Here is a 24265-nt window from a genome sequence, read left to right as displayed (position 1 = left end):
AACTACGTACATCGGTACCGTGGGCGCATGCTCCCGTCGCCGGCCCCGGCTCCGCTCACCGGCCGGCAAGAGCAGATCGGGTCGATCAAGGAGCTGATCGGCGCCGCGGCACAGAGCCGCGGCGGCGCACTCGTCCTGAGGGGCGAGGCGGGGATCGGCAAGAGCGCGTTGCTGGAGCACGCCCGGCAGACCGCGCCGGGCTTCCGGGTGATCCGGACCGCGGGGTCGGAGTTCGAGTCCGAACTGCCGTACGCCGCGCTGCACCAGCTGTGCCGGCCGTTGCTCTCGCCCGAAGGTCTGGGCGAGCTTCCGGCCCAGCACCGCGACGTCCTGCAGGTGGCGTTCGGGATCGCGATCGGTCAACCGGACTTCTTCCGGGTCGGTCTCGCCACGTTGGAACTCCTGGCGGTCGCGGCCCATGAGAGCCCCCTGCTGTGCCTGGTCGACGACGCGCACTGGCTCGATCCGGCGTCGCTCAAGGTGCTGACCTTCGTCGCCCGGCGGATCCCCGACGACTCCGTGGCCGTGCTGATCGCCGCCCGCACACCCGGTACGCCGGACGAGCTGGACACGCTGCCGGGGATCGAGCTCGGTGGCCTGGACGACGCCCAGGCGCGGTCCTTGCTGGCGGCGAACAGCCGGATCACGCTCGACGACCAGGTCCGCGACCGGCTGCTGGCCGAGGCGCGCGGCAACCCGCTGGCCCTGCTCCAACTCCCCCGGACCGACGGGTTCGCCGTACCGGACACGTCGTCGGTCCCGAGCCGGATCGAGCGGAGCTTCCAGGCCAGGCTGGCCGATCTGCCCGCCGGCGCGCGGTTGCTGCTGACCATCGCGAGCGCCGATCCGACCGGCGACCCCGCGCTCCTGTGGCCGGCCGCTCAACGCCTCGGCATCGACGTCCCCGCGGCCAGTACGACGGCGACCGTCTCGGGTCTGGCCGAGTTCGCGACGCGGGTACGGTTCTGCCACCCGTTGGCACGGTCGGCGGTCTATCTGGCCGCCGACGACACCCAGCGCCGGACAGCCCATCGGGTCCTGGCCGACGTCACGGACCCGGCGACAGACCCGGACCGGCACGCCTGGCACCGCGCCCGGGCCGGCGCCGGCCCCGACGAGGAGGTCGCCACCGAGCTGGAGCAGGCCGCGGCTCGCGCCCTGTCGCGCGGCGGAGTCATCGCCGCGGCCGACCTGATCGAGCGGTCGGCAGCGCTGTCGCTGGACCCGGCCAAGCGCATCGAGCGCACGCTGGCCGCCGTACAGGCCAAGCTCGACGCGGGAGTCCCGGACGCGGCCGCGGACCTGCTCGCCACGGTCGGGAACTCGGCGGCCCACGAGCCACGACTCGATCTCCTGCGCGGCCAGATCGCCTTCGCCCGTCGCGACGGCGGTGACGGGCCGATGTTCGTCATCCGGGCCGGCCAACGCCTGGCGACGCAGGACCCCGAGCAGTCCCGCCGGTGCTTCCTGGACGCGCTGGAGATGAGCCTGGCGGTCGGTCGTGCCCAGGGGGTGATGGGCAGAGTTCTGGAGGCTGCGGAGGCCGCTTCGACGGGTCGGCGTTCCCCGGACATCCTGGACGCGCTGACCGTGCTGACCACCGACGGGCATGCGGCCGCCGTACCGCTGATCCGGAAGATCCTCGAGGACGTCGCCGGGCCGCTGTGGACCGACCGGCCCGGGCTGACGGCGGTGCTCGCCGCCGAACTGTGGGACCTCGACACCCATGCGGCGCTGGTGACCTGGCTGATGAAGACCGGGCGTGCTTCGGGTTCGCCGCTCGTCCTGCGCCTCGGCCTGGCCCAGCTGGCATCCAACTCGGCGCTGACCGGCGACCTGGTCCGGGCGACGACCGCGATCGCCGAGGAGGAAGCGATCGCCGACGCGATCGGTGCTCCGCGGCTGGTCTACCACCGGCTGCACCTGGCCGCGATGCGCGGGCGCCGGGAAGAGGCGACCGAGCTGTTCGAGGCAGCCGCGGCCAGCGAGGAGCTGAGCGCCAACCTGCACTGGGCGGCCGCCGTACTGAACAACGGCCTGGCGGACTATCCGGCCGCCCTGGTCGCGGCGCGACTCGCTACCTCGCAGGACGAGATCGGCCTGGCCGGCTTCGCGCTCCCCGAACTGGTGGAGGCAGCCGTCCGCTGCGGCGAGGCTGCCGAAGCGGCCACCGCCCTGGAGGAGTTGACTGCCCGTACCGGGGCGAGTGGGACCGCCGTCGGCCTCGGCATTGCGGCGTACGCGCGCGGGCTGGTGACAGGAGTCGAGGAGCACTACCGCGAAGCGATCGACCGCCTGGAAGGCAGTCCGGCCCTCCCCTACCGTGCCCGTGCCCACCTCCTGTACGGCGAATGGCTGCGGCGCGAGGGCCGCCGGAAGGACTGCCGCGAGCACCTGGCCACGGCGTACGAACTGCTGAGCGGCGCGGGACTCGAGGCCTTCGCCCAGCGCGCCGCGGGGGAGCTTCGCGCCACTGGGGAGCGGGCGCGCCGGCGGACTGGCCACACGTACGACGAACTCACTCCGCAAGAGCTGCACATCGCTCGCCTGGTCAGCACCGGCGCGACCTCGAACGAGGTGGCCGCGCGCCTGTTCATCAGCCCGCGGACCGTCGACACCCACCTCGGCAACATCTACCGCAAGCTCGGCATCTCGTCGCGCCGCCAGCTGCGGGACCGGCCCGATCTCGTCGGCCCTTCCTGATCCCTCGAGGGCCGACGCCCTGCGCGGCGCTACCTTTGGACTTATGAGTCTGCAGCAGCCGCCACCTGAGCGCCGGGCCTCCGACCACGACCGCGAACGCGCCGCCTCGCTGGTGCAGGAAGCGCACAGTGACGGACGGCTCGATTTCGAGGAGCTCGACGAGCGGCTGAGCCAGATCTACTCGGCCAAGACCGAGGTGCAGCTGCGGACGGCGACGGCCGACCTGGCGCCGGCGACGCACGGCAGCAACGCGGCCGAACTGACCATCCGGGCCAAACACAGCGCGCAGAAGCGCGAAGGCCCTTGGCAGGTGCCGGAGCGGGTGATCGCGGTGGCGGAGCACGCGTCCGTCAAACTGGACTTCACCGACGCGTTGGTCCGATGGTCGGAGGTGCACGTGCACGCCCAGGCCAAGCACAGCTCCGTGGTGATGGTCGTGCCAGTGGGCTGGAGCATCGACCTGGACGAGGTCGAGGTCGTCCACGGCACCGCCGTGAACAAGGCCACCGCGCCGCGCTCCGGCGGTGTCCGGTTGCACGTGACCGGGCAGGCCAAGCACGGCAGCATCGTCGTACGGCATCCGCGCAAGCGGTACTGGTGGTGGCCGTTCTACAGCAAGTGAGGCGTTCTCCAGCCTGAGAGGTGAGGCAATCCACAACCAGCTGTGGGGTTCGCCGCAGGGACGACCGGCGCGGGTTGCGGATAGTTTGACGGCATGACCGTTTCCCTGGATCTCGTCGACGTCGACTCGCTGCTCACCGAGGAAGAGCTCGCCATCCGGGCGACCACCCGCCGGTTCGCCGACGAGCGCCTCCGGCCGTCGCTGCCCGAGTGGTTCGAGTCGGCGACGATCCCCGCGCGCGACCTGGCCAAGGAGCTCGGCGCGCTCGGGCTGCTCGGCATGCACCTCACCGGGTACGGGTGCGCCGGGCTGGGACCTGTCGCGTACGGGCTGGCCTGCCTGGAGATCGAGGCGGCCGACTCGGGGATGCGCTCGCTGGTGTCGGTGCAGGGCTCGCTGGCGATGTACGCGATCTGGAAGTACGGCAGCGAGGAGCAGAAGACCGAGTGGCTGCCGCGGATGGCGGCCGGTGAGGCGATCGGCTGCTTCGGGCTGACCGAGCCGGACTTCGGCTCCAACCCGGGCGGGATGCGGACCAACGCGCGACGCGACAGCGACGACTGGATCCTGAACGGGTCGAAGATGTGGATCACCAACGGTTCGGTGGCCGACGTCGCGGTGGTCTGGGCCCGGACCGACGACGGGGTGCGCGGCTTCGCCGTACCGACGGACACGCCGGGATTCTCCGCGCCCGAGATCACCCGCAAGCTGTCGCTGCGCGCCTCGGTGACGTCCGAGCTGATCCTGACCGACGTCCGGCTGCCGGCGTCGGCGATGCTGCCGGAGGCGCGCGGGCTGTCGGGTCCGCTCGGCTGCCTCAACGAGGCGCGGTTCGGGATCATCTTCGGCGCGATGGGCGCCGCCCGGGACTGTCTCGAGACGGCCGTCTCGTACGCCGGTGAGCGGCAGGTGTTCGACAAACCGCTGTCTGGGTACCAGTTGACGCAGGCGAAACTGGCCGACATGGCCGTCGAGCTGAACAAGGGCGTCCTGCTCGCGGTGCACCTCGGCCGGCTGAAGGAGAAGGGCACGTTGCGGCCCGAGCAGGTCAGCGTCGGTAAGCTCAACAACGTCCGCGAGGCGATCGCGATCGCCCGCGAGTGCCGCACGATCCTGGCCGCGAACGGGATCAGCGGGGAGTACCCGGTGCTGCGGCACGCCAACAACCTCGAGTCCGTGCTCACCTACGAGGGCACGTCCGAGGTGCACCAGCTCGTGATCGGCCAGGCGCTGACCGGGCAGTCGGCCTTCCGCTGACGGGCGGTGCATGGCAACTGGACCAGATGGGTACCAGGAGTGAGCAGAGGCAACGCAACGTCACCCTCATCCCCCGCCCAAGTGATCGGCCGCGCGCGGCCGGGAGACGGAGGCACAGGATGCGCATCGGCGTCGGAATCACCTTGGTCACGGCTGGCGCGATCATCGCGTTCGCGGTCCGCGACACCTCGGGCCCGATCAACTTCACCGTGGTCGGCGTCATCATCATGCTGGCCGGCCTCGCCGGGATGTGGCTGTCGTACCGGGTCGCGAACCGCAACCACCCCGAGCACGACGACGCGGCGATCATCAAACCCCGCGTCGAGGAGCAGTACCGCACCGACCCGCACGCTTACCCGCTCGAGCACGAGATCGACGTGACCCCGAGCGAGTACAAGGAGCGCCCGACCGAGCACCGCTGATCGTTCGGCGTACCGGGGACGTCTGGTTCAGCTCGTGTACGGCAACTACCGAGGCAGCGGTTTCAGCAGGTAGTCGCAGGGATCCCGGTGGGTGACGAGAACGGTGCCGTCGGCATCCACCTCGGTCCACTCGTCGATCACCCGAAACTGCGTGGGCTGGTACCCGAGCCGCGCGTACAGCCGCGCGGCACCCGGGTTCTCCAGCCCGACCCCGAGCCCGATCGCGTCTCGTCGCCAGGCGCGGGCAAGCTCCTCGGACGCCGCGATCAGCGCCGATCCGACGCCTGCGCCCTGGACGAAGGCGTGCAGCCCGTTGATCTCCGCCACATCGTGAGCCGCCGCGACCTCGGCGTACTTCGACGTCCGCAGCAGGCTGGTCTGCCCGACGATCCCGCCCTCGTCGTGGGCCAGCAGGAACACCGCATCATCCTGCTCCTGCTCGACCCACCGGCTCTCCAGGTGCGCCCGCCGAGCAGGCGAAGCGGCGACGTCGAGCAGCCGTTCGACGTCCTGGCGCGTTGCGGGTCTGATCTCGAGCACGCCACGACCGTAGCCAACGCCGCAGCCCGTTTCCACCGGTTACTTGGCGACCTCGGTCGCGCGGGACTCGCGGACGACGGTGACGCGGATCTGGCCAGGGTAGGTGAGTTCCTCCTCGACCTGCTTGGCGATGTCGCGCGCCATCACCTGGGCGGCGATGTCGTCGACCGCGTCCGGCAGCACCATCACGCGGATCTCGCGACCGGCCTGCATCGCGAACACCTTCTCGACGCCGTCGTGGTGCATCGCGATCTCCTCGAGCCGCTCGAGCCGCTGCACGTACGCCTCCAGCGACTCGCGCCGCGCGCCCGGCCGGCCACCGCTGACCGCGTCCGCCGCCTGGGTCAGCACCGCCTCGACGGTCCGGACCTCGACCTCGTTGTGGTGCGCCTCGATGCAGTGCACGACGTCGTCGTTCTCGCCGTACTTGCGTGCGAGGTCGGCGCCGACGATCGCGTGGCTGCCCTCGGATTCGTGCGTGAGCGCCTTGCCGACGTCGTGCAGGAACGCGCCGCGCTTGCACAGCTGCGGGTCCAGCCCGAGCTCGGCCGCCATCATCGACGCGATGTGCGCGGACTCGATCAGGTGCTTGAGCACGTTCTGCCCGTACGACGTCCGGTAGCGCAGCAGCCCCATCGTGCGCACCAGTTCCGGGTGCAGGTCGGTGATCCCGACCTCGGCCATCGCGTCCTCGGCCGCGCGCAGGCACAGCTCGGCGACCTCGCCCTTGCTGCGCTCGTAGATCTCCTCGATCCGGCTCGGGTGGATCCGGCCATCCAGCACCAGCGAGTCCAGGGTCAGCCGCGCGGTCTCCCGCCGTACCGGGTCGAAGCAGGACAGCAGTACCGCCTCGGGGGTGTCGTCGATGATCAGGTTGACGCCGGTGGTCTGCTCGAACGAGCGGATGTTGCGGCCCTCGCGGCCGATGATCCGGCCCTTCATGTCGTCGCTGGGCAGGTGCACGACCGAGACGACCGACTCGCTGGTCTGCTCGGACGCGAGCCGCTGGACCGCGCCGGTGATGATCTTGCGAGCCTTGATCTCGCCCTCGTCCTGGGCCTGGCGCTCGATGTCGCGCACGATCGTGTGCGCGTGCCGCTTCGCCTCGGCCTCGAGCGCGGCGACGAGCTCGGTCTTGGCCTGCTCGCTGGTCAGGTTCGCGACACCTTCGAGAATCCGCCGGCGCTCGTCCTCCAGATCCCGGATCTCGGCCCGCTGCCGGTCGAGCTCAGCGAGCTGACCGGTGAGCTCGTTCTGGCGTTCCTCGATCCCGCGCAGCTGCTCGTCGAGCCGCTCTTCGCGCTCGGTCAACCGGTGCTCGCGCCGCTCCATCTCGAGCCGCTGCTCCCGCAGGTCGTCGCGGATCGACTGCGCCTCGGTCTCGGCCTCCCGCCGTACGACGGACGCCCGCTGCTCGGCCTCCCGCCGGATCTCCGACGCGCGGTCCTCGGACTGGCGGCGCACCTCGTCGGCGCGCTGCTCGATCTCCTTCGCACGCCCCTCGGTCTGACGCCGCAGCTCCTCGGCCTGCTGCTCGGCCTGGCGGCGGACCTCCTCGGTCCGTTGCTCGGACTCCTTCGCGCGGGCCCTGATCACCGCGACCTCGTCCTCGGCCTCGCGCCGGATCCGGTCACCGACCGACTTCGCCTCGGCGACCGCGGTCGCGGCCTCCAGCTTCGCGTTCGCCTCCGCGGCGGCCACCTCGGCGCCCTTGCGCCGGGTCAACGTCACCCCGATCCAGCCCAGCAACCCGACCACGAGGAGACCGACGACCACCAGCCCGACGGACGTCGCCGTCAGCGTCGCGGCGTACGAGATCACGGCGTACGGCCCGGCCGAAAGCTGCGGCATCGGCGTCTCCCCTCATCGAGTCACGCTCGGGCGTGACCAGCTCTTGTCGAAGGGATCACCACACAGCGGCCCGAACGCCAGAAGACGGTACGCCGGAACGCGCCAACCGGGATTCCGCCGTCGGCCGAGTGCGCCGATCGCGATGCTCCCCGGTGGGCGCCGGGTCCGTTCCTATGCGGCGACAAACTGTGTGCCCGTCACCGGCAAGCTCGCAAGAGCTCTGGTCTCGTGTCCCCGGACCACGCCTGCGCGCACTCCGGCCCTCGGCCAACCGGCCGACCTCTGCTATGTCATCAACCGTCCGGGTGGACAGTCCCCTTACTGATTCCGAGGCTAAGCGCGCCTATCCACAGGGTCAAGACGGACACACTCCCACCACGACCTGATCCCCATCGGCCGTTCTGCTCACCCCGCGACAAAGTCGCGCGCCACCCCGACCACAGCCACGACCACTCCGACCAAGGCCAGCACCGCCATCAGCCGGTCGTACCCAGATCGCCGCTCCTTGGCCGACGCCATCGCGACCGCCGGGGTCCGTGGCTGGGGCTCAGCCCGGGTCGCCACCAGACCACCAAAGGTGTCCCGCGGCCACATGAAGGTCGGCAGTCCGGCAAAGCCTGCGCCTCGGACCAATCGCGGCAAGCCACGCTTGTAGCCCACGTGGTACCTGCAGGTCCCCGCCACTCCGCGAACCATCCAGCCGCACGGCCGGTGGGCTGTCGTCTCCACCCGGCATCTCGTCAGCCGGATCGCCGTACCGTAGAACGCCGCAATCGCGCCGATGACGATCGCCTCGGACCAGTAGCGTTCGGCGGCCATCCACACGATCAGGACGCTCAGGAGGAGTCCCCACGCCTGGAAGGGCGGTCTCCCGCCACGCCGCCGCCGTCGCCGCATGCCACCCCCTCAATGGGAGTCACAGTCTAGATTCGCTCGACTACTCTCCGCGACAGTCCGCGTGTCCGCTGATTCTTGGGCCCAGCAACTAGATCGTGCGAACGGCCGCACCCGCCAAAACGCCGGCACCCCGGCCCGGAGGCGCGTACGCCGTCCATGGACCGGGGTGCGGAGTCATTGTCCCGCCGGGTACGACGCACCCGGGGGCGTGCTGGGCCGTCGGCTATCTGGGCCCGGGGAGGCCGCCGTCCGACGTACCGGTCGCCGTACCGCCGGTCTCAGCGCCCTCGGTCCGCGAACCGGCCGAACTCGCGTCGCTCTCGCTCACATCTGGCGTTTGTCCACCGACAACCCCGCCGTCCGGGTCGCTGTTGCTGGAGTCGGCAGCATCCGAGTCGGGCGCGCCGGCATCGCTCGACGCGGAGTCGGTGGCGCTCGGGCCGGTGGCGCTCGAGTCGGTGGTGCTCGAGTTGGTGGCGCTCGAGTCGGTGGTGCTCGAGTTGGTGGCGCTCGAGTCGGTGGTGCTGGATTCGGCGGTGGAGTCCGTGTTGCTCGCGTCGCCCGCACTGGAATCAGCAGCGTCAGGCACCCGCGCATCCGGCGTCTGGGTCGGCGCGTCCGGCGCCCCGTCGTTCGGCCCGGTCGGCGGCGTACCCGCGGTCTGGTCGCCGGCCTGCTGCGAGTCGACATAGCCGCCGACCTTCTGCTGCACCGAGTCGACCTTCTCCGCGTACTTCCCGCCGGTCTGCTTGTCGATCAGGTCGCCGGCCTTCTCCACACCTGCCTTGATCTTGTCCGGGTTCTGCTTGACGACGTTCCGGAGCCAGTTCTTCGCCTGTTCCTGGAAATCGTTCATTGCACCCTCCAAAGAGGTGTCAGGGGCGGATCTCAACGAAAAATCCCAGCCTACGACCAGCGCCAAGCCGGTCTCTCCTTCGGATGACACACCCGTCACCGACACCCGTCAACATCCCTCGCCGTCCACCCCCCGCATTGCAACCCATCCCTCCACCACCCTTCAACCCCCGAAATCCCGCCCAGAACCGCCGAAAATCCCATCCCCAGCGCTCACCGCGCCTGGAACTGCCCGCTCTCCAGGTACGCCCGGTAAAGCCCCAGCACCACCTCGGTCTGCGGCTGCAACTCCCCCGGCGCCTCATCCACCGCCCAGAACCCCGCCTCACTCACCTCCTCCGGCTCCGCCCGCAGCTCCCCCTCCCAGATCCGAGCCTCGAAACACAACGCGAAACAGTGCATCCGATCCCCGTTCGGATACGTGATCTCGTGCACCTCCGGCTCGGACAACGATGCGAACGGCACCAATTCCTCCTCCCGCACCCGCAACCCCGCCTCCTCGAACAACTCCCGCGCCGCAGTCCCCCGAAAACTCAACCCCGGCTCCGCCGCCCCCGCCGGAATCTCCCACAACCCCGAATCCCGCCGCCGCTGAAACAACACCCGCTCCCCCTCCCCAACCACCACCACCTGAGCCCCCGGCATCAACAAGAGGTCACTCCCCACCCACCGCCGCAACCGCCACGTATAAGACCCCACGTATCCCATCCCCCCAGTCTGCAGCCCCACGAGCGAGCACTGCCCCTCCATCACGCCCCAGACCTACCGAGTGCGGGCACGACCTGCCCATCGGCCTCGCGCCAAACTGTTGCCACGGGCCACCGCCAACCCCAGTGACAACGCAATCCGTCACCCCGCAAGGCCGGCCCGCCCACGAAGTCGCCGTCGTCGCAGGACTGGCGATCTGGCCCGTTCCATCAACGGCACCAGCTGGCACCCGCATCCCGTTCGCCCCCAGCATCAGCGCCCCCCCCCCCCCCCACCGCTCACCGCTCACGGCTGACGTGGTCGGCGGCCGTGGTCTGCAATACCGGTCCGCCACGCCAGCGCCGAAGGGCGCGTCGTACCGACGAGCTACCACGCTCCCCCAGTCCACGGCACCGCCAAGTCCCTGGTCGAACTGCCGGTGCCGTTCACCGGCACCGGTCCGCGGTACCGGTCCAACACGCCGGTCCGCAGCACCTGTCCGCCACGTCGGTCCACCACGCCGGTCCACCGCGCCGGTCCACCACGCCGGTCCACGGCACCGGTCCGCGACGCCGGTCCACGGCACCGGTCCACGGCACCGGTCTGCAGTCTCGGTCCGCGGTACCCGCTCCGCCACGCCAGTGCGCGAGTCCAGTGCGCGACGCCGGTCTGCGGGCTCGGTCCGCGGCACCGGTCCGCGACGCCAGTCCGCAGCACCGGTCCGCGACGGCAGTCCATGGCACCGGTCCGCCACGCCAGTGCGCGACTCCAGTGCGCGACTCCAGTGCGCGACGCCGGTCTGCGGGCTCGGTCCGCGGCACCGGTCCGCGGCACCGGTCCGCATGCGGCGATCGAGCCCGCGAGTACGGCATGCGGACCGCGCTATCCAAAGGACGACCTCCGGGCAGAGTTGAACTCCCACAGCCGAACAGCCGACGAACGCGGCGACTGAGCAGGGCTCGATCGTCATCGACACGTCCTCGACCGCCTTGAAGTCGCGTGCTCACCGATGGCGCGCTGGGAGGCCGGTGGTGCAACATCGTGGCCGGGTGTCGACCCGGTCGAGCAGGCTGCGGGTGGGGCACTCGGAGCTGAACAGGTCGCCGCGGGAGGAGGAGAGCACCTCTGGGTGACCAGTCCGGGCTTGCGGGCTACTCGGCTTCGAGGCCCGAGTCGTTGAGGAGAGGAAGTTCCTCGTCGGAGGCGGCCAGTTCTTGTTTGACCACGGTCATGGCGAGGCCACCGGGATAGCCCTTGCGGGCGAGCATGCCGATCAGGCGGCGCATGGCGACCTGCCGGTCGAGCGAACGCATCGAGCGGAGCTTCTTGCGCACCAACTCCCGGGCGGTCTCTTCTTCCTGGCTCGAGTCGAGCTCTTCCAACGCATCGCGGGCCAACTCGTCGTCCACACCTCGGCGGCGCAACTCCTGGGCAAGGGCTCGCTTGCCGAGTCCGCGGCCTCGGTGCCTGGACTCGACCCAGGCGGTGGCGAACGCGGCGTCGTTGATCAGCCCGACCTCGGTGAACCGGTCGAGCACCTCATCGGCGACTTCGTCCGCGATCTCCCGATCAGCCAGTACGTCGGCCAACTCGGCCCGCGTCCGCGGTTGTCCCGTGAGCTTGTCCAACAGGATGGTCCGCGCCACTTGGTGCGGATCAGCATCGCGATCCAACGCCGGATCCGACGACGAACCAGGTTCGTCGCCCTCCCGCGAACCTCGCTTCGGACGCCCACCGAACCCCCGACTAGGCCGCCGCCCAGAACGTCCGCCCCGCGACGACCGCCCACTGGACTGCTGCTCTATACCCCTGCGCCCCACCGAGGGATCCACATCCCCAAGCCCTACCGACGAATCTGCAGAACCATGTCCCGCCAACGAAGATCCCACCGGATCCGCCAACGCACTCGCGTCTCCTGCACCGGTCGCGGCCCGCCCAGCAACCGCCGTACCGGCGGCATTCCCACGGCCCGCTGAAGCAACTCCTGCGGGATCCGCCGGCACGCCGCCGTCACCAGCAGCCACCTCGGCAGCTACTCGTCCAGCAGCCGTTTGACTGGCCGGATCCCCACGATCCGCCGAAGGATCGCCTGCCGAATCCGCCGAGGCATTGCCGTCGCCAACTGCCTCCTCAGCAACTACCCGTCCGCCAGCAGCCGTCCGACCGCCCGCAATCCCAAGACCCGCCGACGTATCTCCTGCCGAGTCTGCCGACCCCTCGACGTCACTAGCAGCCGCCTCAGCAACTTCCCGTCCGCCAGCGGCCGTCCGCCCAGCAGCCGTTCGACCGGCAGCATCCCCACGATCCGCCGAAGGATCGCCTGCCGAATCCGGCGACACCTCGCCGTCACCAGCAGCCGTTCGACCGGCTGCAATCCCACGATCCGCCGAAGCAACTCCCGCAGGATCCGCCTGCGCGCTGCCGTCAGCCGTCTCGGCGACTGTCCGACCGCCAGCGGCCGTCCGACCGGAGCGCCGATCCGAGGAGCGCACAGCACCCGGCGCATCCGCGGCCGATGCCGATGCCGATGGATCAGCTGCCGTGCGTCGATTTCGCGCCGCACGCACATCCGTGCCGACTTCGCCGCCGGACCCAGCGTCCTGGGCGGAAACGTTCGTCCTCGACTCATCGGCGGAAGCATCCGCGCCGGTCGCCGGCTGATTCGTCTGCCGGCCGGCCCTCGCCGTACCGCGTGCTGCGCGTCCCGCAGTCGTGCTGGGCCTCGCGCCCTTGGACCTGGCGCGGGTGTTTTTGGAGCCCGCGGCATCAAGTTGGTCCCACGGGTCAACCCCATCCGCTGCCGCCTGAGGTTTGGCGGAGCTGGTGTCGAGCGTGTCCCACGGGTCCGGCTCGTCGGAGTCCTGGCCCTGGCGGCCGGATGTCGGCGGTACCAGCGAATCCCACGGGTCGGGTTCCTCGGCCGCTGAAGCTTGGCGGGCTTTCTTGCGCCGGGCTTCGTCTTCGAGGGTGTCCCACGGGTCAGGAAGCTCGGGCGCGGTCGCACGGATGCCGGAAACGGCGCCGGAGCGGCCCTCGTCTTCCGCCCAGGTGGCGTCGTCCTCGTCGACAGCTCGCCGTACTGCGGACGATCGCCGCCGCCCCTCCGAGCTGCCGGGGCGAGACGCCGAGCCCCGACTGCCGGGACCCGACGACTTCGCCGGGCCGTCCAGCGAGGTCGTTGCCGCACCCCCGCGCCTTGCAGCGGAACCCCGACCAGCTTGCCGAGCCGGCGCTGCCTGGGCGGAGTCCTCCACCCAGGAGTCCTCCGCCCGAGAGGCGTCCGCTGGTGCGGGCCGGCCGTTAGCTCCAGCGTCTTCCCGTGCCTGAGAAGCATCAGCCGACGCAGGACCCGGCGAAGGAGAGCTGGACTCCCCCGCGGTGCTGTCGGCACCGTCGGGGGTCCAGAGGGTAGAGCCGGTTGGCCCGTCGGCGAGGAGCCGGCGGGCCAACGCCAGTCGCTCGGCCTGGGTCAGGCCGGTGGCGGGCTGGGGATCAGAAGTCGACATCGACCTCGACCGGCGGAGTCGCGTCGGCGGCGACCTTGTCCTGGCCGATGCCCATCTTCTCCTTGATCTTCTTCTCCAGCTCGTTGGCCAGGTCGGGGTTGTCGCGCAGGAAGTTGCGCGCGTTCTCCCGGCCCTGACCGAGCTGGTCGCTCTCGTAGGTGAACCAGGCGCCGGCCTTGCGGACGAAGCCCTGCTCGACACCGAGGTCCAGCAGGCTGCCCTCGCGGCTGATGCCCTGGCCGTAGATGATGTCGAACTCGGCCTGCTTGAACGGCGGGGCCACCTTGTTCTTCACGACCTTGACCCGGGTCCGGTTGCCGACGAAGTCGGTACCGTCCTTCAGCGACTCGATCCGGCGGACGTCCAGCCGCACCGAGGCGTAGAACTTCAGCGCCTTACCACCGGTCGTGGTCTCCGGGGAGCCGAACATCACGCCGATCTTCTCGCGCAGCTGGTTGATGAAGATCGCGGTGGTGTTGGTCCCGCTGACCGCACCGGTCATCTTGCGCAGCGCCTGGCTCATCAGCCGGGCCTGCAGACCGACGTGGCTGTCACCCATCTCGCCCTCGATCTCGGCCCGGGGCACCAGTGCGGCCACCGAGTCGATCACGACGATGTCGATCGCGCCGGAGCGGATCAGCATGTCGGCGATCTCCAGCGCCTGCTCACCGGAGTCGGGCTGGGAGACCAGCAGGGCGTCGGTGTCCACGCCGAGCTTCGCGGCGTAGTCCGGGTCGAGCGCGTGCTCGGCGTCGATGAAGGCGGCGATGCCGCCGGCCTTCTGGGCGTTGGCCACGGCGTGCAGCGCGACCGTCGTCTTACCCGACGACTCCGGACCGTAGATCTCCACCACGCGACCGCGCGGCAGACCACCGATCCCGAGTGCGATGTCGAGCGCGATCGACCCGGTCGGGATGACCTCGATCGGCGCCTTGCCCTGCTCACCCAGCCGCATCACGGAGCCCTTGCCGCACTGCCGCTCGATCTGCGTCAGCGCGGTCGCCAGCGCCTTCTCGCGATCCGCCGCGGCCCGCTCCGCACTCGCTGCTGCACCAGCCATCTGACTGCCACCTGACCCATCTAGTCGTTTCGGGCCGCTGTCCCAGCCGCCCGGAGGAATTTCGTTGTCGTCAGAGAAGGTATGGGTTTCCACCGACAATTTCCGGAGCCGTCCTGAATCTGTGGACAACCCGGGCCTGGCCCGGCGAATCCCGCACGCCACAAACTAACCCGAACAGGTGTTCGAACTGCAACTGACACGCCGACAACTCCCGAGAACCCGGCTGCACCTACCCTGACCAGGGTGACCGACCGTCCCGACATCCCCGACTCCGCCGTCGTCCTCGCGCTCAGCCGGGTCGAGTTCGGCATCGACTCGGTGCTCGACGCACTGCGCACCCAGGACCCGTTCGGCATCCGCACCACCCTGACCGAGTACTCCGCCCAGGAGCAACCCAACCTGGCCGAGAAGGCGCTCATCCTGGCCATCGACCGGCTGCTCAAGATGAAGGTCCCCGGGCACACCGAGTGGCCGACGCTCCCGCTGGCCGCCCGCTGCGACTGGTGGGTCGAACGCCTCGGCGGGTTCGCCGCCGTCGTCGCGGGACTCCCCCGGCTCAGCGGTGCGGCCGCCGACGCCCTGCCGATCAAGGACACGCTCGGCGCCGCCGTACAGGCGATGGTGATCGGTGCGGTCTGTCGCGAGTACGGCGTGGAGGCGCACGCCGACCGGACGGCGGTGATCGCTCGGGTCCTGACCAACCGGCCGATCACACCGGACGACGTACTCCGGTACGACGACCCGACCGAGGCCGGCCAGGACGTGGCCAAGCAGCTGGGTCTCGGCGACGAGTCGGAGGAGCGCGGCCTTCGCCACGGAGTCCGGCTCGTGTGGCGGATCTCCAAGCTGTTCGGTGGACTCGGTGAGGTCTTCGAGGACCGCCCGCGCGGCAGCCTCGGCGCGCGGGCCATCGGCAAGCTGCCGGGCGTCGGTCTTGTCGGCGGCTTCTTCGACGAGCGCAAGGGCATCCGCAAGGCCGCGTACGCCGCCGCCGACCTGCTCACCAACAGCTCGTTCAGGGTCAAGCCGGTCTGACCTGTGCGAGCAGCGCCCGCACTGGAATGATCAGGGCATGAGCTCGTCGATCACCATCGTTCGTCCGGACCCCACCTGGGCCGCGCAGTTCGAGAAGACGGCCGAAGCCGTACGCCGGATCGTCGGCGACACCGTGACCCGCGTCGACCACATCGGCTCGACCGCCGTGCCCGGTCTGGCCTCGAAGGACGTGCTCGACATCCAGGCCACGGTCGCCGGTGAGCCGCAACTGGACGACGCCGCCCAGCTGCTGGTCGGCGCCGACTGGGAGCTCAGGCCGCCGCGCCGCGACCACCCGGTACCGGGCCTGCCGGCCGAGGAACTGCAGTGGGTCAAGCGGCTGGTCGTCGAGCCGATGTACCGCCGCCGGGTGAACCTGCACATCCGTGTGGAGGGCCACGCCAACCAGAGGTACGCGCTGCTCTTCCGCGACTACCTACGGGCTCACCCCGACACGGCGGCGGCGTACGGCAACTTCAAGCAACGGGCAGCGGCCCTCCCGTTCGACAACGTGGGCGACTACGCGGACCTCAAGGATCCCGTCTGCGACCTGATCTACCTTCCTGCCGAGGAGTGGGCGGCCCGAACCGGCTGGGCGTCGTAGCGTGATCGCAGTACTACTCCGGGCTCGTTGACGCCTCCTACGGCAGCGAGGACGCTGAATCCGGGGGTGCCGTCGTCGTTGACCCGGCGTACGGCGGGCGGGCGGTTTCCCCCAGGAGGCGTGATCGCGGATGAGCGGAATCGGCCGGCTCGCGGCGTTGCCGTGCGGCAAGGTGTCCAAGTGGATCGTGCTGGTGCTGTGGATCGCCGCGATCGCGATGTCCTTCGGCCCGGCCGGCAAACTGACCGGTGCGCAGGATAACGACGCCGTGTCCTGGCTGCCAGGCAATGCGGAGTCCACCGAGGTGCTGCAGGCAACTGCCCGGTTCTCGTCGCCGGACGAGATCCCGGCCGTCCTGGTCTACGAGCGCTCGTCCGGCCTGACCCCTGCTGACCAGCAGGCCGTCGCGGCCGACGTCACGGCGTACGGCGAGCTGGAGGGCGTCGACCGGGAAGTGGTCGGCCCGATCCCGTCGGAGGACGGCCAGGCGCTGCAGGTGATCGTGCCGATCAACGCGGGCTCCGGTGGCTGGGAGGTCATCGGTGAGCGGGCCGCTGACCTCCGCCAGATCGCAGCCGACCGCCCTGACGGACTGAGCTTCCACATCACCGGGCCTGGCGGGACAGCTGCTGACTCGCAGGAGGCGTTCGAGGGCATCGACGGCAAGCTGCTCTACTCGGCGGGCGCGGTGGTCATCGTGATCCTGCTGCTGACCTACCGCAGTCCGGTGCTCTGGCTACTCCCCCTGCTCTCTGCCGGGACCGCCCTGTTCGCCGCACAGGCTGTGGTCTACCTCCTGGCGACCAGAGCCGACCTGACTGTGAACGCGCAGAGTGCAGGAATCCTTACAGTGCTGGTGTTCGGCGCCGGTACGGACTACGCCCTGCTGCTGGTCGCGCGCTATAGGGAAGAGCTCCGCCGCCATCAGGACCGCCACGAGGCCATGGTGTTCGCTCTGCAGCGCTCCGGCCCCGCGATCGTTGCCTCTGGCTCCACTGTGGTCGCCGGCATGCTCTGCTTGCTGCTGGCATCGATGAACTCGACCAGCGGGCTCGGTCCGGTCGCCGCGGTCGGCATCGTCATCGCCCTGCTCGCCATGCTGACCCTCCTGCCGGCTCTGCTCGTCATCTGCGGCCGCTGGGTCTTCTGGCCGCTGCGGCCGACGTACGGGTCCGACGACCACACCGAGACCAGCGTCTGGGGCCGGATCGGTCGCCGGATCTCTGTGAGGCCGCGGCTGACCTGGATCACCACCACTGTCCTGCTGGCCGCCGCAGCACTCGGCATGCTGTCGCTGAATCCGGACGGGCTCTCCAACGAGGAGTCCTTCACCGGCACGCCGGACTCGGTCATCGGCGAGCGGATCGTTGCCGCGCACTTCCCTGCCGGTGCCGGCAACCCGCTGGTCGTTGTCAGCAACGCCGATCAGGCCGCTGCCGTCAGTGCTGCCCTGAAGACCACACCTGGTGTCGCAGCGGTGGCCGAGCCGCAGGCGGCGGCCGGACTGGCCTACATCGAGGGGACTCTGCAGGACCCAGCAGACAGCCAGGCCGCGAAGGACACCGTCGACCGCGCGCGAGCCGCCGTCCACGCGGTGCCGGACGCCGATGCGCTGGTGGGTGGCGGTACGGCGATCCTGCTGGACACCCAGCGGGCTGCCGCGCACGACAACAAGGTGATCATCCCCGTCGTACTGGCTGTGGTGCTGCTGATCCTGGCGTTGCTCTTGCGGTCGCTGCTGGCCCCTGTACTGCTCGTGGCGACGGTCGTGCTGTCGTTCGGGGCCGCACTCGGGATCAGCTCGCTGGTCTTCCACCACGTGCTCGGCTTCGAGGGGGCGGACACGTCGCTGCCGCTGTTCGTGTTCGTCTTCCTGGTGGCGCTGGGCATCGACTACAACATCTTCCTGATGACCCGGGTGCACGAGGAGGCCAAGCAGCACGGGACCCGTCGTGGTGCCCTGATCGGAGTCGCGGCGACCGGTGGGGTGATCACGTCGGCCGGACTGGTGCTGGCGGGGACGTTCGCCGTACTGGCGACGCTGCCGCTGGTGGCGTTCGCGGAGATCGGGATCGCGGTGGCGCTCGGCGTGCTGCTGGACACGATCGTGGTCCGGTCGGTACTGGTGACCGCGCTCAACCTCGACATCGGCCGGCACCTGTGGTGGCCGAGCAAGCTGGCCCAGCAGCGTGATCCGGAGCCGGAGACCGTACGGCCCGAGCCGGAGACGACTCTGGCGAGCAGCTAGGTCTGCTGCCCGCCAGAGTTGTCAGCGTTCGCTGGGTGGTAGCTGGAGGTGTGCCCAGACGGCCCGCCAGACCGTCTTGGCGTGTTCACCTTGGGCGAGTGCTTCGGCGACCGTGCGGCCGCCGAGGCCGCTGATCACCTGCGTCTCGGCCCAGGTCCTCGAGTACGACGCGCCGAGCGCTTGGTCCATCCGATCCCAGAACTCGGTAAGCCTCATGCCCGCCCGTCGTCCTGCGGCGGGCGGCCCCAACCGCCCTGCTGCGGGGGCTGCCCCTGCTGGGGCGGCTGACCCTGCTGCGGAGGCTGGCCTTGCTGTGGCGGCTGCTGGCCCTGCTGCGGGGGCTGGTTCCAGCCGCCCTGCTGCGGAGGCTGCTGCTGGTTCGGCGGCTGACCCCAACCCTGTCCACCCTGCTGCGGCGGAGGCTGCTGACCGCCACCCCACTGACCAGGCTGACCCTGCTGCGGCTGACCGGGGTACTGCGGCTGGCCCGGGTACTGCTGACCAGGAGGCCCGTACTGCGGACCCTGCTGACCAGGCTGGCCGTACTGACCGGGCTGCTGCCCGTACTGACCGCCAGGGCCCTGCGGACCGCCGTACTGCGGCCCCTGCGGTCCCCACTGCTGCGGCTGGCCCGGGTACTGCCCGTACTGCCCACCGCCTGGGAACTGCTGCTTCTTGCGTCCGCGCAGGATGAAGAACACCACCGCGGCCGCGACCAGGAGCACCAGCACGACGATCAGGATGATCGCCCAGACCGGGAACGCGCTGCCGGCCTCGGAGGTCAGCGAGACCTTGCCGAGCTTGTCCAGGCTGTCGTACGTCGCCGTCCGGCCGCTGATCTGCGCGCCGTCGTCGTGCTCGAGGATCTTGCCCGGCATGGTGATCTTGAACTTGATCACCGGCTGCACGCTGTCCGGGATCTGGTTGCCCAGGTTGGTGTCCTTCACGCTGACGACGAACTTGTCGCCGTCCTTGCGGAAGCCGACCCCGCCGGCCGTCGACGTGCCCATGTCGCTGAACGGGACATTGTCGAAGGTGCAGTCCGAGCCGACGTACTTGTCGTCCTCGTACGGCTTGCAGTTGACGCCCGCGGTCTCGCTCTTCTTGATCTCGCCCTCGACCTGCTTACGGATGGCGTCGAGCGACTGCCCGCTGGACTCGACCAGCTGCTTGTCGACACCGATCTTCATGGTCCCCGACACCGTCTCGTCGGAGTTCACCTTCAGGTCGGCGTCGAGGTTCACGCACCCGGTCAGGCCGACCAGGCACGCCCCTACGACGAGCGCCATGCGCAAGCGGTTCTTCATGACACCGATCATTCCAGACCAAGGGGACAGAACGCGCCGGGGCGGGTACCTGAGGCGCCGGACCGGAAACTGTCGGAGGGACCCGGCAAGATGGGGAACGTGCAGAAGTCCACCGCGTTGAGCCGTTTCTCGCCCGCGACCCGGGCGTGGTTCGGCGACGTCTTCGAAGCGGCCACCCCGGCCCAGCTCAAGGCGTGGGACGCGATCACCGCGGGCCGGGACGCGCTGGTCGTCGCGCCCACGGGGTCGGGCAAGACGCTGGCCGCCTTTCTCTGGGCGCTGGACCGGTTGGCCACCACTCCCCCGCCGGACGACCCCAAGCTGCGCTGCCGGGTGCTCTACGTCTCACCGCTGAAGGCTCTCGCGGTCGATGTCGAGCGCAACCTGCGCGCCCCGCTGATCGGCATCCGGGAGACCGCGCGACGGCTCGGCGAGGCGCCGGTCGACGTCGAGGTGGCCGTGCGTTCCGGCGACACGCCGACCAGCGAGCGGCAGCGGTTCGCGCGCCGGCCTTCCGACGTACTGATCACGACGCCTGAGTCGCTGTTCCTGATGATGACCTCGCAGGCGCGCGAGTCGCTGCGCGGCGTCGAGACGGTGATCGTCGACGAGGTGCACGCGGTCGCGGGGACGAAGCGCGGCGCGCACATGGCGCTCACGCTGGAGCGGCTGGACGCGCTGCTGCCCAAGCCGGCCCAGCGGATCGGGCTGTCGGCGACGGTCCGGCCGGTCGACGAGGTCGCCCGGTTCCTCGGCGGCGAGCGGCCGGTGACGGTCGTCCAGCCCAAGTTCACCAAGCAGTGGGACCTGAGCGTCGTCGTACCGGTCGAGGACATGGCCGAGCTGGCCAGCACCGAGATCGAGACGTCGGGCTCGGCCGCCGGTCCGCCTCAGCACGCCTCGATCTGGCCGCACGTCGAGGAGCACGTCTTCGACCTGATCTCCTCGCACAGCTCGACGATCGTCTTCTCGAACTCGCGCCGCCTGGCCGAGCGCCTCACGGCCCGGCTCAACGAGATCGCCGCCGAGCGCGCCGAGCTGGAGCTGGCGGACACCGGTTCGCCCGCGCAGGTGATGGCGCAGTCCGGAGCGTCCTTCGCCGCGCCGCCCTTGATCGCGCGGGCGCACCACGGCTCGGTGAGCAAGGAGCAACGCGCGCTGATCGAGGCTGACCTGAAGTCCGGGCGGCTGCCGTGCGTGGTCGCGACGAGCAGTCTGGAGCTCGGCATCGACATGGGCGCCGTCGACCTGGTGATCCAGGTCGAGGCGCCGCCGTCGGTCGCCAGCGGGCTGCAGCGGGTCGGACGGGCCGGTCACCAGGTCGGCGCGACGTCCCGTGGCGTGCTGTTCCCGAAGTTCCGCGGCGACCTGGTCGACACGGCCGTCGTGGTGCAGCGGATGCGCGACGGGCTGATCGAGAGCCTGCACATCCCGGCGAACCCGCTCGATGTGCTCGCCCAGCAGATCGTCTCCATCGTCGCTCTCGACACGATCGACGTCGACGAGCTCTACACGCTTGTACGCCGGTGCGCGCCGTTCGCGACGCTGCCGCGTTCGGCGTACGACGGAGTGCTGGACATGCTGTCCGGGCGGTACCCGTCGGACGAGTTCGCCGAGCTGCGGCCCCGGATCGTGTTCGACCGGGTCAGCGGGGAGATCTCCGGCCGGCCGGGCGCGCAGCGGCTCGCCGTGACCAGCGGCGGCACGATCCCGGACCGCGGGCTGTTCGGCGTCTTCCTGGTCGGCGAGTCGACCAACCACCGGGTCGGCGAGCTGGACGAAGAGATGGTCTACGAGTCGCGCGTGGGCGATGTGTTCACACTCGGCGCGTCCAGCTGGCGAATCGAGGACATCACGCACGACCGGGTGCTGGTCTCGCCGGCGCCGGGCCAGCCCGGTCGGCTGCCGTTCTGGAAGGGTGACGCAGTCGGACGACCTGCCGAGCTCGGCGCGGCGACCGGCGCGTTCGTTCGAACGATGGCTGCGCTCTCGCCGGTGAAGGCGATCAAACGCGCTCGCGACGCGGGTCTGGACGAGTACGCGGCGAACAACCTGGTCGCGTACCTCGGCGAGCAACGCGAAGCGACCAGCCGGGTGCCGAACGACGTAACGATCCTGGTCGAGCGGTTCCGCGACGAGCTGGGCGACTGGCGGGTCTGCATCCACTCGCCGTACGGCGGGCAGGTGCACGGTCCGTGGGCGCTGGCGATCGCCGCGCGGCTGCGCGAGCGGTACGGGATGGACGCGCAGTCGGTCTCGGGCGACGACGGGATCGTGCTGCGGCTGCCGGAGACCGACGAGCCGCCGCCGGGGGCCGAGCTGGTGCTGTTCGACCCGGCCGAGATCGAGGATCTGGTGACGGCGGAGGTCGGCGGATCGGCCTTGTTCGCGGCCCGCTTCCGCGAGTGCGCCGCGCGGGCGCTGCTGCTGCCGCGACGCAATCCTGGGAAGCGATCGCCGCTGTGGCAGCAGCGCCAGCGGTCGGCTCAGCTGCTCAGCGTCGCCAGCAAGTACGGGTCGTTCCCGATCGTGCTGGAGACGCTGCGCGAGGTGCTGCAGGACGTCTACGACCTGAACGCGCTGAAGGATCTGCTGACCGGGATCGGTGAGCGGCGGATCTCCGTGGTCGAGGTGGAGACCACGGAGGCGTCGCCGTTCGCGAAGTCGCTGCTGTTCGGGTACGTGGGCGCCTTCATGTACGAGGGTGACGCGCCGCTGGCGGAGAAGCGGGCCGCCGCGCTCGCGCTCGATCAGAGTCTGCTGTCCGAGTTGCTCGGCCGCACCGAGCTGCGTGAGCTGCTCGATGCCGAGGTCGTGCTGCGGACCGAGGCCGAGTTGCAGCGGCTGGCGGAGGATCGCAGGGCGCGCGATGCGGAGGGGCTGTTCGACGTACTGCGGTTGGTTGGGCCGCTGTCGGTTCACGAGGCCGGACAGCGTTGTGTCGACGGGTCGGACGCCGAGGCCTGGTTGACGGATCTCGCGGCGGCTCGGCGGGTGGTTCGGGTTCGGATCGCGGGCGAGCATCGGTGGGCCGTGGTCGAGGATGTTGCTCGACTGCGCGATGCACTCGGCGTGCCGGTGCCGCCTGGAGTCGCGGAGGCGCATGCCGAGTCGGTCGCGGACCCGCTGGGCGACCTGGTGTCGCGCTACGCGCGGACGCACGGGCCGTTCCGGGCTGTGGATCTGGCGACGCATCTTGGGACGGGCGTCGCAGTCGTGACGGATGCGCTGCGAAGACTCGGTGCCGCGGGTCGCGTTGTCGAGGGCGAGTTCCTGCCTGGCGGCCTCGCGATGGAGTGGTGCGACAGCGAGATCCTTCGGATGCTGCGGCGGCGCTCTCTGGCTGCGCTGCGCAAGGAGGTCGAGCCGGTCGAGCCTGCCGCGTTGGCGCGGTTCCTCCCTGCTTGGCAGGGCATCACGAGCAGTCGCGGACGTGGGTACGACGTACTGCTGGGCGCGATCGAGCAGCTGGCTGGATGCGCTGTGCCTGGGTCGGCGCTGGAGTCGATCGTGCTGCCGGCGCGAGTGCCGGGCTATCAGCCGTCGATGCTGGATGAGCTGACCGCGACCGGTGAGGTGATCTGGGCGGGGTCCGGTTCGTTGCCGGGGACGGACGGCTGGGTTTCGCTGCACCTGGCGGACAACTGCGATCTGACGTTGCCGGATCCGGACTCCACGCTCGAGGTGGGCGAGACGCATCAGGCGGTGCTCGACGCGCTGGCCGGTGGGGGTGCGTTCTTCTTCCGTCAGCTCAGCGATGCGGTCGGCGCGGCGAGTGGCGTGGTCGATGACGAGACGATGGTCGGGGTCCTCTGGGATCTCGTCTGGGCTGGGTACCTGACGAACGATACCTTGGCGCCGGTGCGCTCGTTGGTCGGCGGCGGTCGCGGGAGTCATCGGACCCGACGGGCGACGCCGCGTGCGCGACCTGGGCGGGCGCCGCGGCCTGGGCGACCGGCGATGCCTGCCCGCAGTGGTCCGCCGACAGCCGGCGGGCGATGGTCGTTGCTGCCGGAGCGCAGTGAGGACGCGACGCGCAGGGCGCATGCGGCGGCCGAGACGCTCCTGGATCGCTACGGGATCGTCACGCGGGGCTCGGTGATCACCGAGCGGACTCCGGGCGGATTCGCGGCCGTGTACAAGGTTCTGAGCGCCTTCGAGGAGTCAGGGCGGTGCCGGCGTGGGTACTTCGTGGCTGGGCTGGGAGCGGCGCAGTTCGCGCTTCCTGGCGCGGTCGATCGGCTGCGAGCGCTGGCGGACGGCGCGCCTGGCGGTGGACGGGAGGATTCGGCCGCACGGGCCGTCGTACTGGCTGCTTCGGATCCTGCGAACCCGTACGGCGCTGCCCTCCCCTGGCCCGAACGGGAGAACGCCGGCGGACATCGGCCGGGCCGGAAGGCCGGCGCGCTGGTCATGCTCGTCGACGGGAAGCTGATCGTGTACGTCGAGCGCGGCGGGCGGACCGTCCTGAGCTTCACCGAGGATCCGGAGCTGCTGCAGCCGGCCGTTGACGCGCTCGCGCTCGCGATTCGGGACGGGCATCTGGGCAAGCTGAGCGTCGAGACCGCCGACGGCGAACAGGTGCGCCACACAGCCTTCGGGGACGCACTGGCCAAGGCGGGCTTCCACGCGACGCCGCGCGGGCTGCGGCTGCGCGTCTGAGGCTGCTGG

Annotated in this window: 17 protein-coding genes; 8 read left to right on the top strand and 9 right to left on the bottom strand. The window is 70.3% G+C overall.

Translation table 11 applies throughout. The features are described from left to right. Positions 1–27: 27 nt before the first annotated feature. The 4 genes from HDA39_RS05920 (at position 28) to HDA39_RS05905 (ending at position 5004) form a co-directional block, all read left to right on the top strand. Positions 28–2703, top strand: a complete 2676-nt coding sequence (locus tag HDA39_RS05920; protein ID WP_184794228.1) for an ATP-binding protein — start codon at positions 28–30, stop codon at positions 2701–2703. A gap of 43 nt (positions 2704–2746) precedes the next feature. Continuing rightward, on the top strand, positions 2747–3325 hold the full coding sequence (locus HDA39_RS05915; protein ID WP_184794227.1) for a DUF1707 SHOCT-like domain-containing protein: 579 nt from the start codon (positions 2747–2749) through the stop codon (positions 3323–3325). 93 nt (positions 3326–3418) lie between these two features. Then, positions 3419–4582 carry an acyl-CoA dehydrogenase family protein gene (locus HDA39_RS05910; protein ID WP_184794226.1) on the top strand — a complete coding sequence of 388 codons (1164 nt, stop codon included), beginning with the start codon at positions 3419–3421 and terminating at the stop codon, positions 4580–4582. A gap of 119 nt (positions 4583–4701) precedes the next feature. Beyond that, entirely contained in the window at positions 4702–5004 is a 303-nt protein-coding gene (locus HDA39_RS05905) for a hypothetical protein (protein WP_184794225.1), read from the top strand. 45 nt (positions 5005–5049) lie between these two features. On the opposite strand, the gene HDA39_RS05900 is transcribed toward HDA39_RS05905, so the two are convergent. The 7 genes from HDA39_RS05900 to recA form a co-directional block, all read right to left on the bottom strand. Next, entirely contained in the window at positions 5050–5544 is a 495-nt protein-coding gene (locus tag HDA39_RS05900) for a GNAT family N-acetyltransferase (protein WP_184794224.1), read from the bottom strand. A 39-nt stretch (positions 5545–5583) separates the two neighbouring features. Next, entirely contained in the window at positions 5584–7395 is a 1812-nt protein-coding gene (gene rny / locus HDA39_RS05895) for a ribonuclease Y (protein WP_184794223.1), read from the bottom strand. 405 nt (positions 7396–7800) lie between these two features. After that, positions 7801–8292 (bottom strand): hypothetical protein, encoded by a 492-nt coding sequence (locus HDA39_RS05890; protein ID WP_184794222.1) that lies wholly within the window; start codon positions 8290–8292, stop codon positions 7801–7803. A gap of 223 nt (positions 8293–8515) precedes the next feature. Continuing rightward, positions 8516–9148 (bottom strand): antitoxin, encoded by a 633-nt coding sequence (locus tag HDA39_RS05885; protein WP_184794221.1) that lies wholly within the window; start codon positions 9146–9148, stop codon positions 8516–8518. Positions 9149–9360: 212 nt separating this feature from the next. After that, the gene (locus HDA39_RS05880) at positions 9361–9855 is read right to left on the bottom strand and encodes an NUDIX domain-containing protein (protein ID WP_184794220.1); all 495 of its coding nucleotides are present in this window, start codon (positions 9853–9855) and stop codon (positions 9361–9363) included. Positions 9856–10985: 1130 nt separating this feature from the next. Beyond that, on the bottom strand, positions 10986–13340 hold the full coding sequence (locus HDA39_RS44070) for a RecX family transcriptional regulator (RefSeq protein WP_420488711.1): 2355 nt from the start codon (positions 13338–13340) through the stop codon (positions 10986–10988). Next, positions 13327–14400: a recombinase RecA gene (gene recA / locus HDA39_RS05870; RefSeq protein ID WP_184794219.1), complete on the bottom strand. Its 1074-nt coding sequence runs from the start codon at positions 14398–14400 to the stop codon at positions 13327–13329. The genes HDA39_RS44070 and recA overlap by 14 nt, the downstream gene beginning before the upstream one ends. Positions 14401–14643: 243 nt before the next feature. Here recA and HDA39_RS05865 point away from each other — a divergent pair, with 243 nt between their 5' ends. The 3 genes from HDA39_RS05865 (at position 14644) to HDA39_RS05855 (ending at position 18287) form a co-directional block, all read left to right on the top strand. Then, positions 14644–15435: a hypothetical protein gene (locus HDA39_RS05865; protein WP_184794218.1), complete on the top strand. Its 792-nt coding sequence runs from the start codon at positions 14644–14646 to the stop codon at positions 15433–15435. Positions 15436–15472: 37 nt separating this feature from the next. Then, positions 15473–16039: a GrpB family protein gene (locus HDA39_RS05860; protein ID WP_184794217.1), complete on the top strand. Its 567-nt coding sequence runs from the start codon at positions 15473–15475 to the stop codon at positions 16037–16039. A 130-nt stretch (positions 16040–16169) separates the two neighbouring features. Then, positions 16170–18287, top strand: coding sequence for an MMPL family transporter (locus HDA39_RS05855; protein WP_184794216.1), 2118 nt, complete (start codon positions 16170–16172; stop codon positions 18285–18287). Positions 18288–18308: 21 nt separating this feature from the next. Here HDA39_RS05855 and HDA39_RS05850 read toward each other — a convergent pair whose 3' ends face one another. Together HDA39_RS05850 and HDA39_RS05845 are read right to left on the bottom strand one after the other, a co-directional pair. Then, complete coding sequence (locus tag HDA39_RS05850; RefSeq protein ID WP_184794215.1) at positions 18309–18503, bottom strand: DUF3046 domain-containing protein; 195 nt, start codon at positions 18501–18503, stop codon at positions 18309–18311. Continuing rightward, positions 18500–19594: an LppM family (lipo)protein gene (locus HDA39_RS05845; protein WP_184794214.1), complete on the bottom strand. Its 1095-nt coding sequence runs from the start codon at positions 19592–19594 to the stop codon at positions 18500–18502. The genes HDA39_RS05850 and HDA39_RS05845 overlap by 4 nt, the downstream gene beginning before the upstream one ends. Before the next feature lie 90 nt (positions 19595–19684). Here HDA39_RS05845 and HDA39_RS05840 point away from each other — a divergent pair, with 90 nt between their 5' ends. Then, a complete protein-coding gene (locus tag HDA39_RS05840) occupies positions 19685–24256 on the top strand; it encodes an ATP-dependent helicase (protein ID WP_184794213.1) in 4572 nt (1523 codons plus the stop codon). Positions 24257–24265 lie beyond the last annotated feature (9 nt).

Origin of the sequence: Kribbella italica, from assembly GCF_014205135.1 — a bacterium.
Taxonomy (GTDB): domain Bacteria; phylum Actinomycetota; class Actinomycetes; order Propionibacteriales; family Kribbellaceae; genus Kribbella; species Kribbella italica.
The sequence above is the reverse complement of the archived record's forward strand: the minus strand, read 5'-3'. Positions and strand labels throughout refer to the sequence as shown.

Excerpts from the sequence above, each read along its gene's own strand:
- HDA39_RS05845 (WP_184794214.1), bottom strand. The coding sequence starts at position 19,594 with ATGAAGAACCGCTTGCGCATGGCGCTCGTCGTAGGGGCGTGCCTGGTC.
- HDA39_RS44070 (WP_420488711.1), bottom strand. The coding sequence starts at position 13,340 with ATGTCGACTTCTGATCCCCAGCCCGCCACCGGCCTGACCCAGGCCGAG.
- HDA39_RS05880 (WP_184794220.1), bottom strand. The coding sequence starts at position 9,855 with ATGGGATACGTGGGGTCTTATACGTGGCGGTTGCGGCGGTGGGTGGGG.
- HDA39_RS05890 (WP_184794222.1), bottom strand. The coding sequence starts at position 8,292 with ATGCGGCGACGGCGGCGGCGTGGCGGGAGACCGCCCTTCCAGGCGTGG.
- HDA39_RS05920 (WP_184794228.1), top strand. The coding sequence starts at position 28 with ATGCTCCCGTCGCCGGCCCCGGCTCCGCTCACCGGCCGGCAAGAGCAG.
- recA (WP_184794219.1), bottom strand. The coding sequence starts at position 14,400 with ATGGCTGGTGCAGCAGCGAGTGCGGAGCGGGCCGCGGCGGATCGCGAG.
- HDA39_RS05885 (WP_184794221.1), bottom strand. The coding sequence starts at position 9,148 with ATGAACGATTTCCAGGAACAGGCGAAGAACTGGCTCCGGAACGTCGTC.
- HDA39_RS05840 (WP_184794213.1), top strand. The coding sequence starts at position 19,685 with ATGGGGAACGTGCAGAAGTCCACCGCGTTGAGCCGTTTCTCGCCCGCG.
- rny (WP_184794223.1), bottom strand. The coding sequence starts at position 7,395 with ATGCCGCAGCTTTCGGCCGGGCCGTACGCCGTGATCTCGTACGCCGCG.
- HDA39_RS05850 (WP_184794215.1), bottom strand. The coding sequence starts at position 18,503 with ATGAGGCTTACCGAGTTCTGGGATCGGATGGACCAAGCGCTCGGCGCG.
- HDA39_RS05855 (WP_184794216.1), top strand. The coding sequence starts at position 16,170 with ATGAGCGGAATCGGCCGGCTCGCGGCGTTGCCGTGCGGCAAGGTGTCC.
- HDA39_RS05860 (WP_184794217.1), top strand. The coding sequence starts at position 15,473 with ATGAGCTCGTCGATCACCATCGTTCGTCCGGACCCCACCTGGGCCGCG.
- HDA39_RS05905 (WP_184794225.1), top strand. The coding sequence starts at position 4,702 with ATGCGCATCGGCGTCGGAATCACCTTGGTCACGGCTGGCGCGATCATC.
- HDA39_RS05910 (WP_184794226.1), top strand. The coding sequence starts at position 3,419 with ATGACCGTTTCCCTGGATCTCGTCGACGTCGACTCGCTGCTCACCGAG.
- HDA39_RS05915 (WP_184794227.1), top strand. The coding sequence starts at position 2,747 with ATGAGTCTGCAGCAGCCGCCACCTGAGCGCCGGGCCTCCGACCACGAC.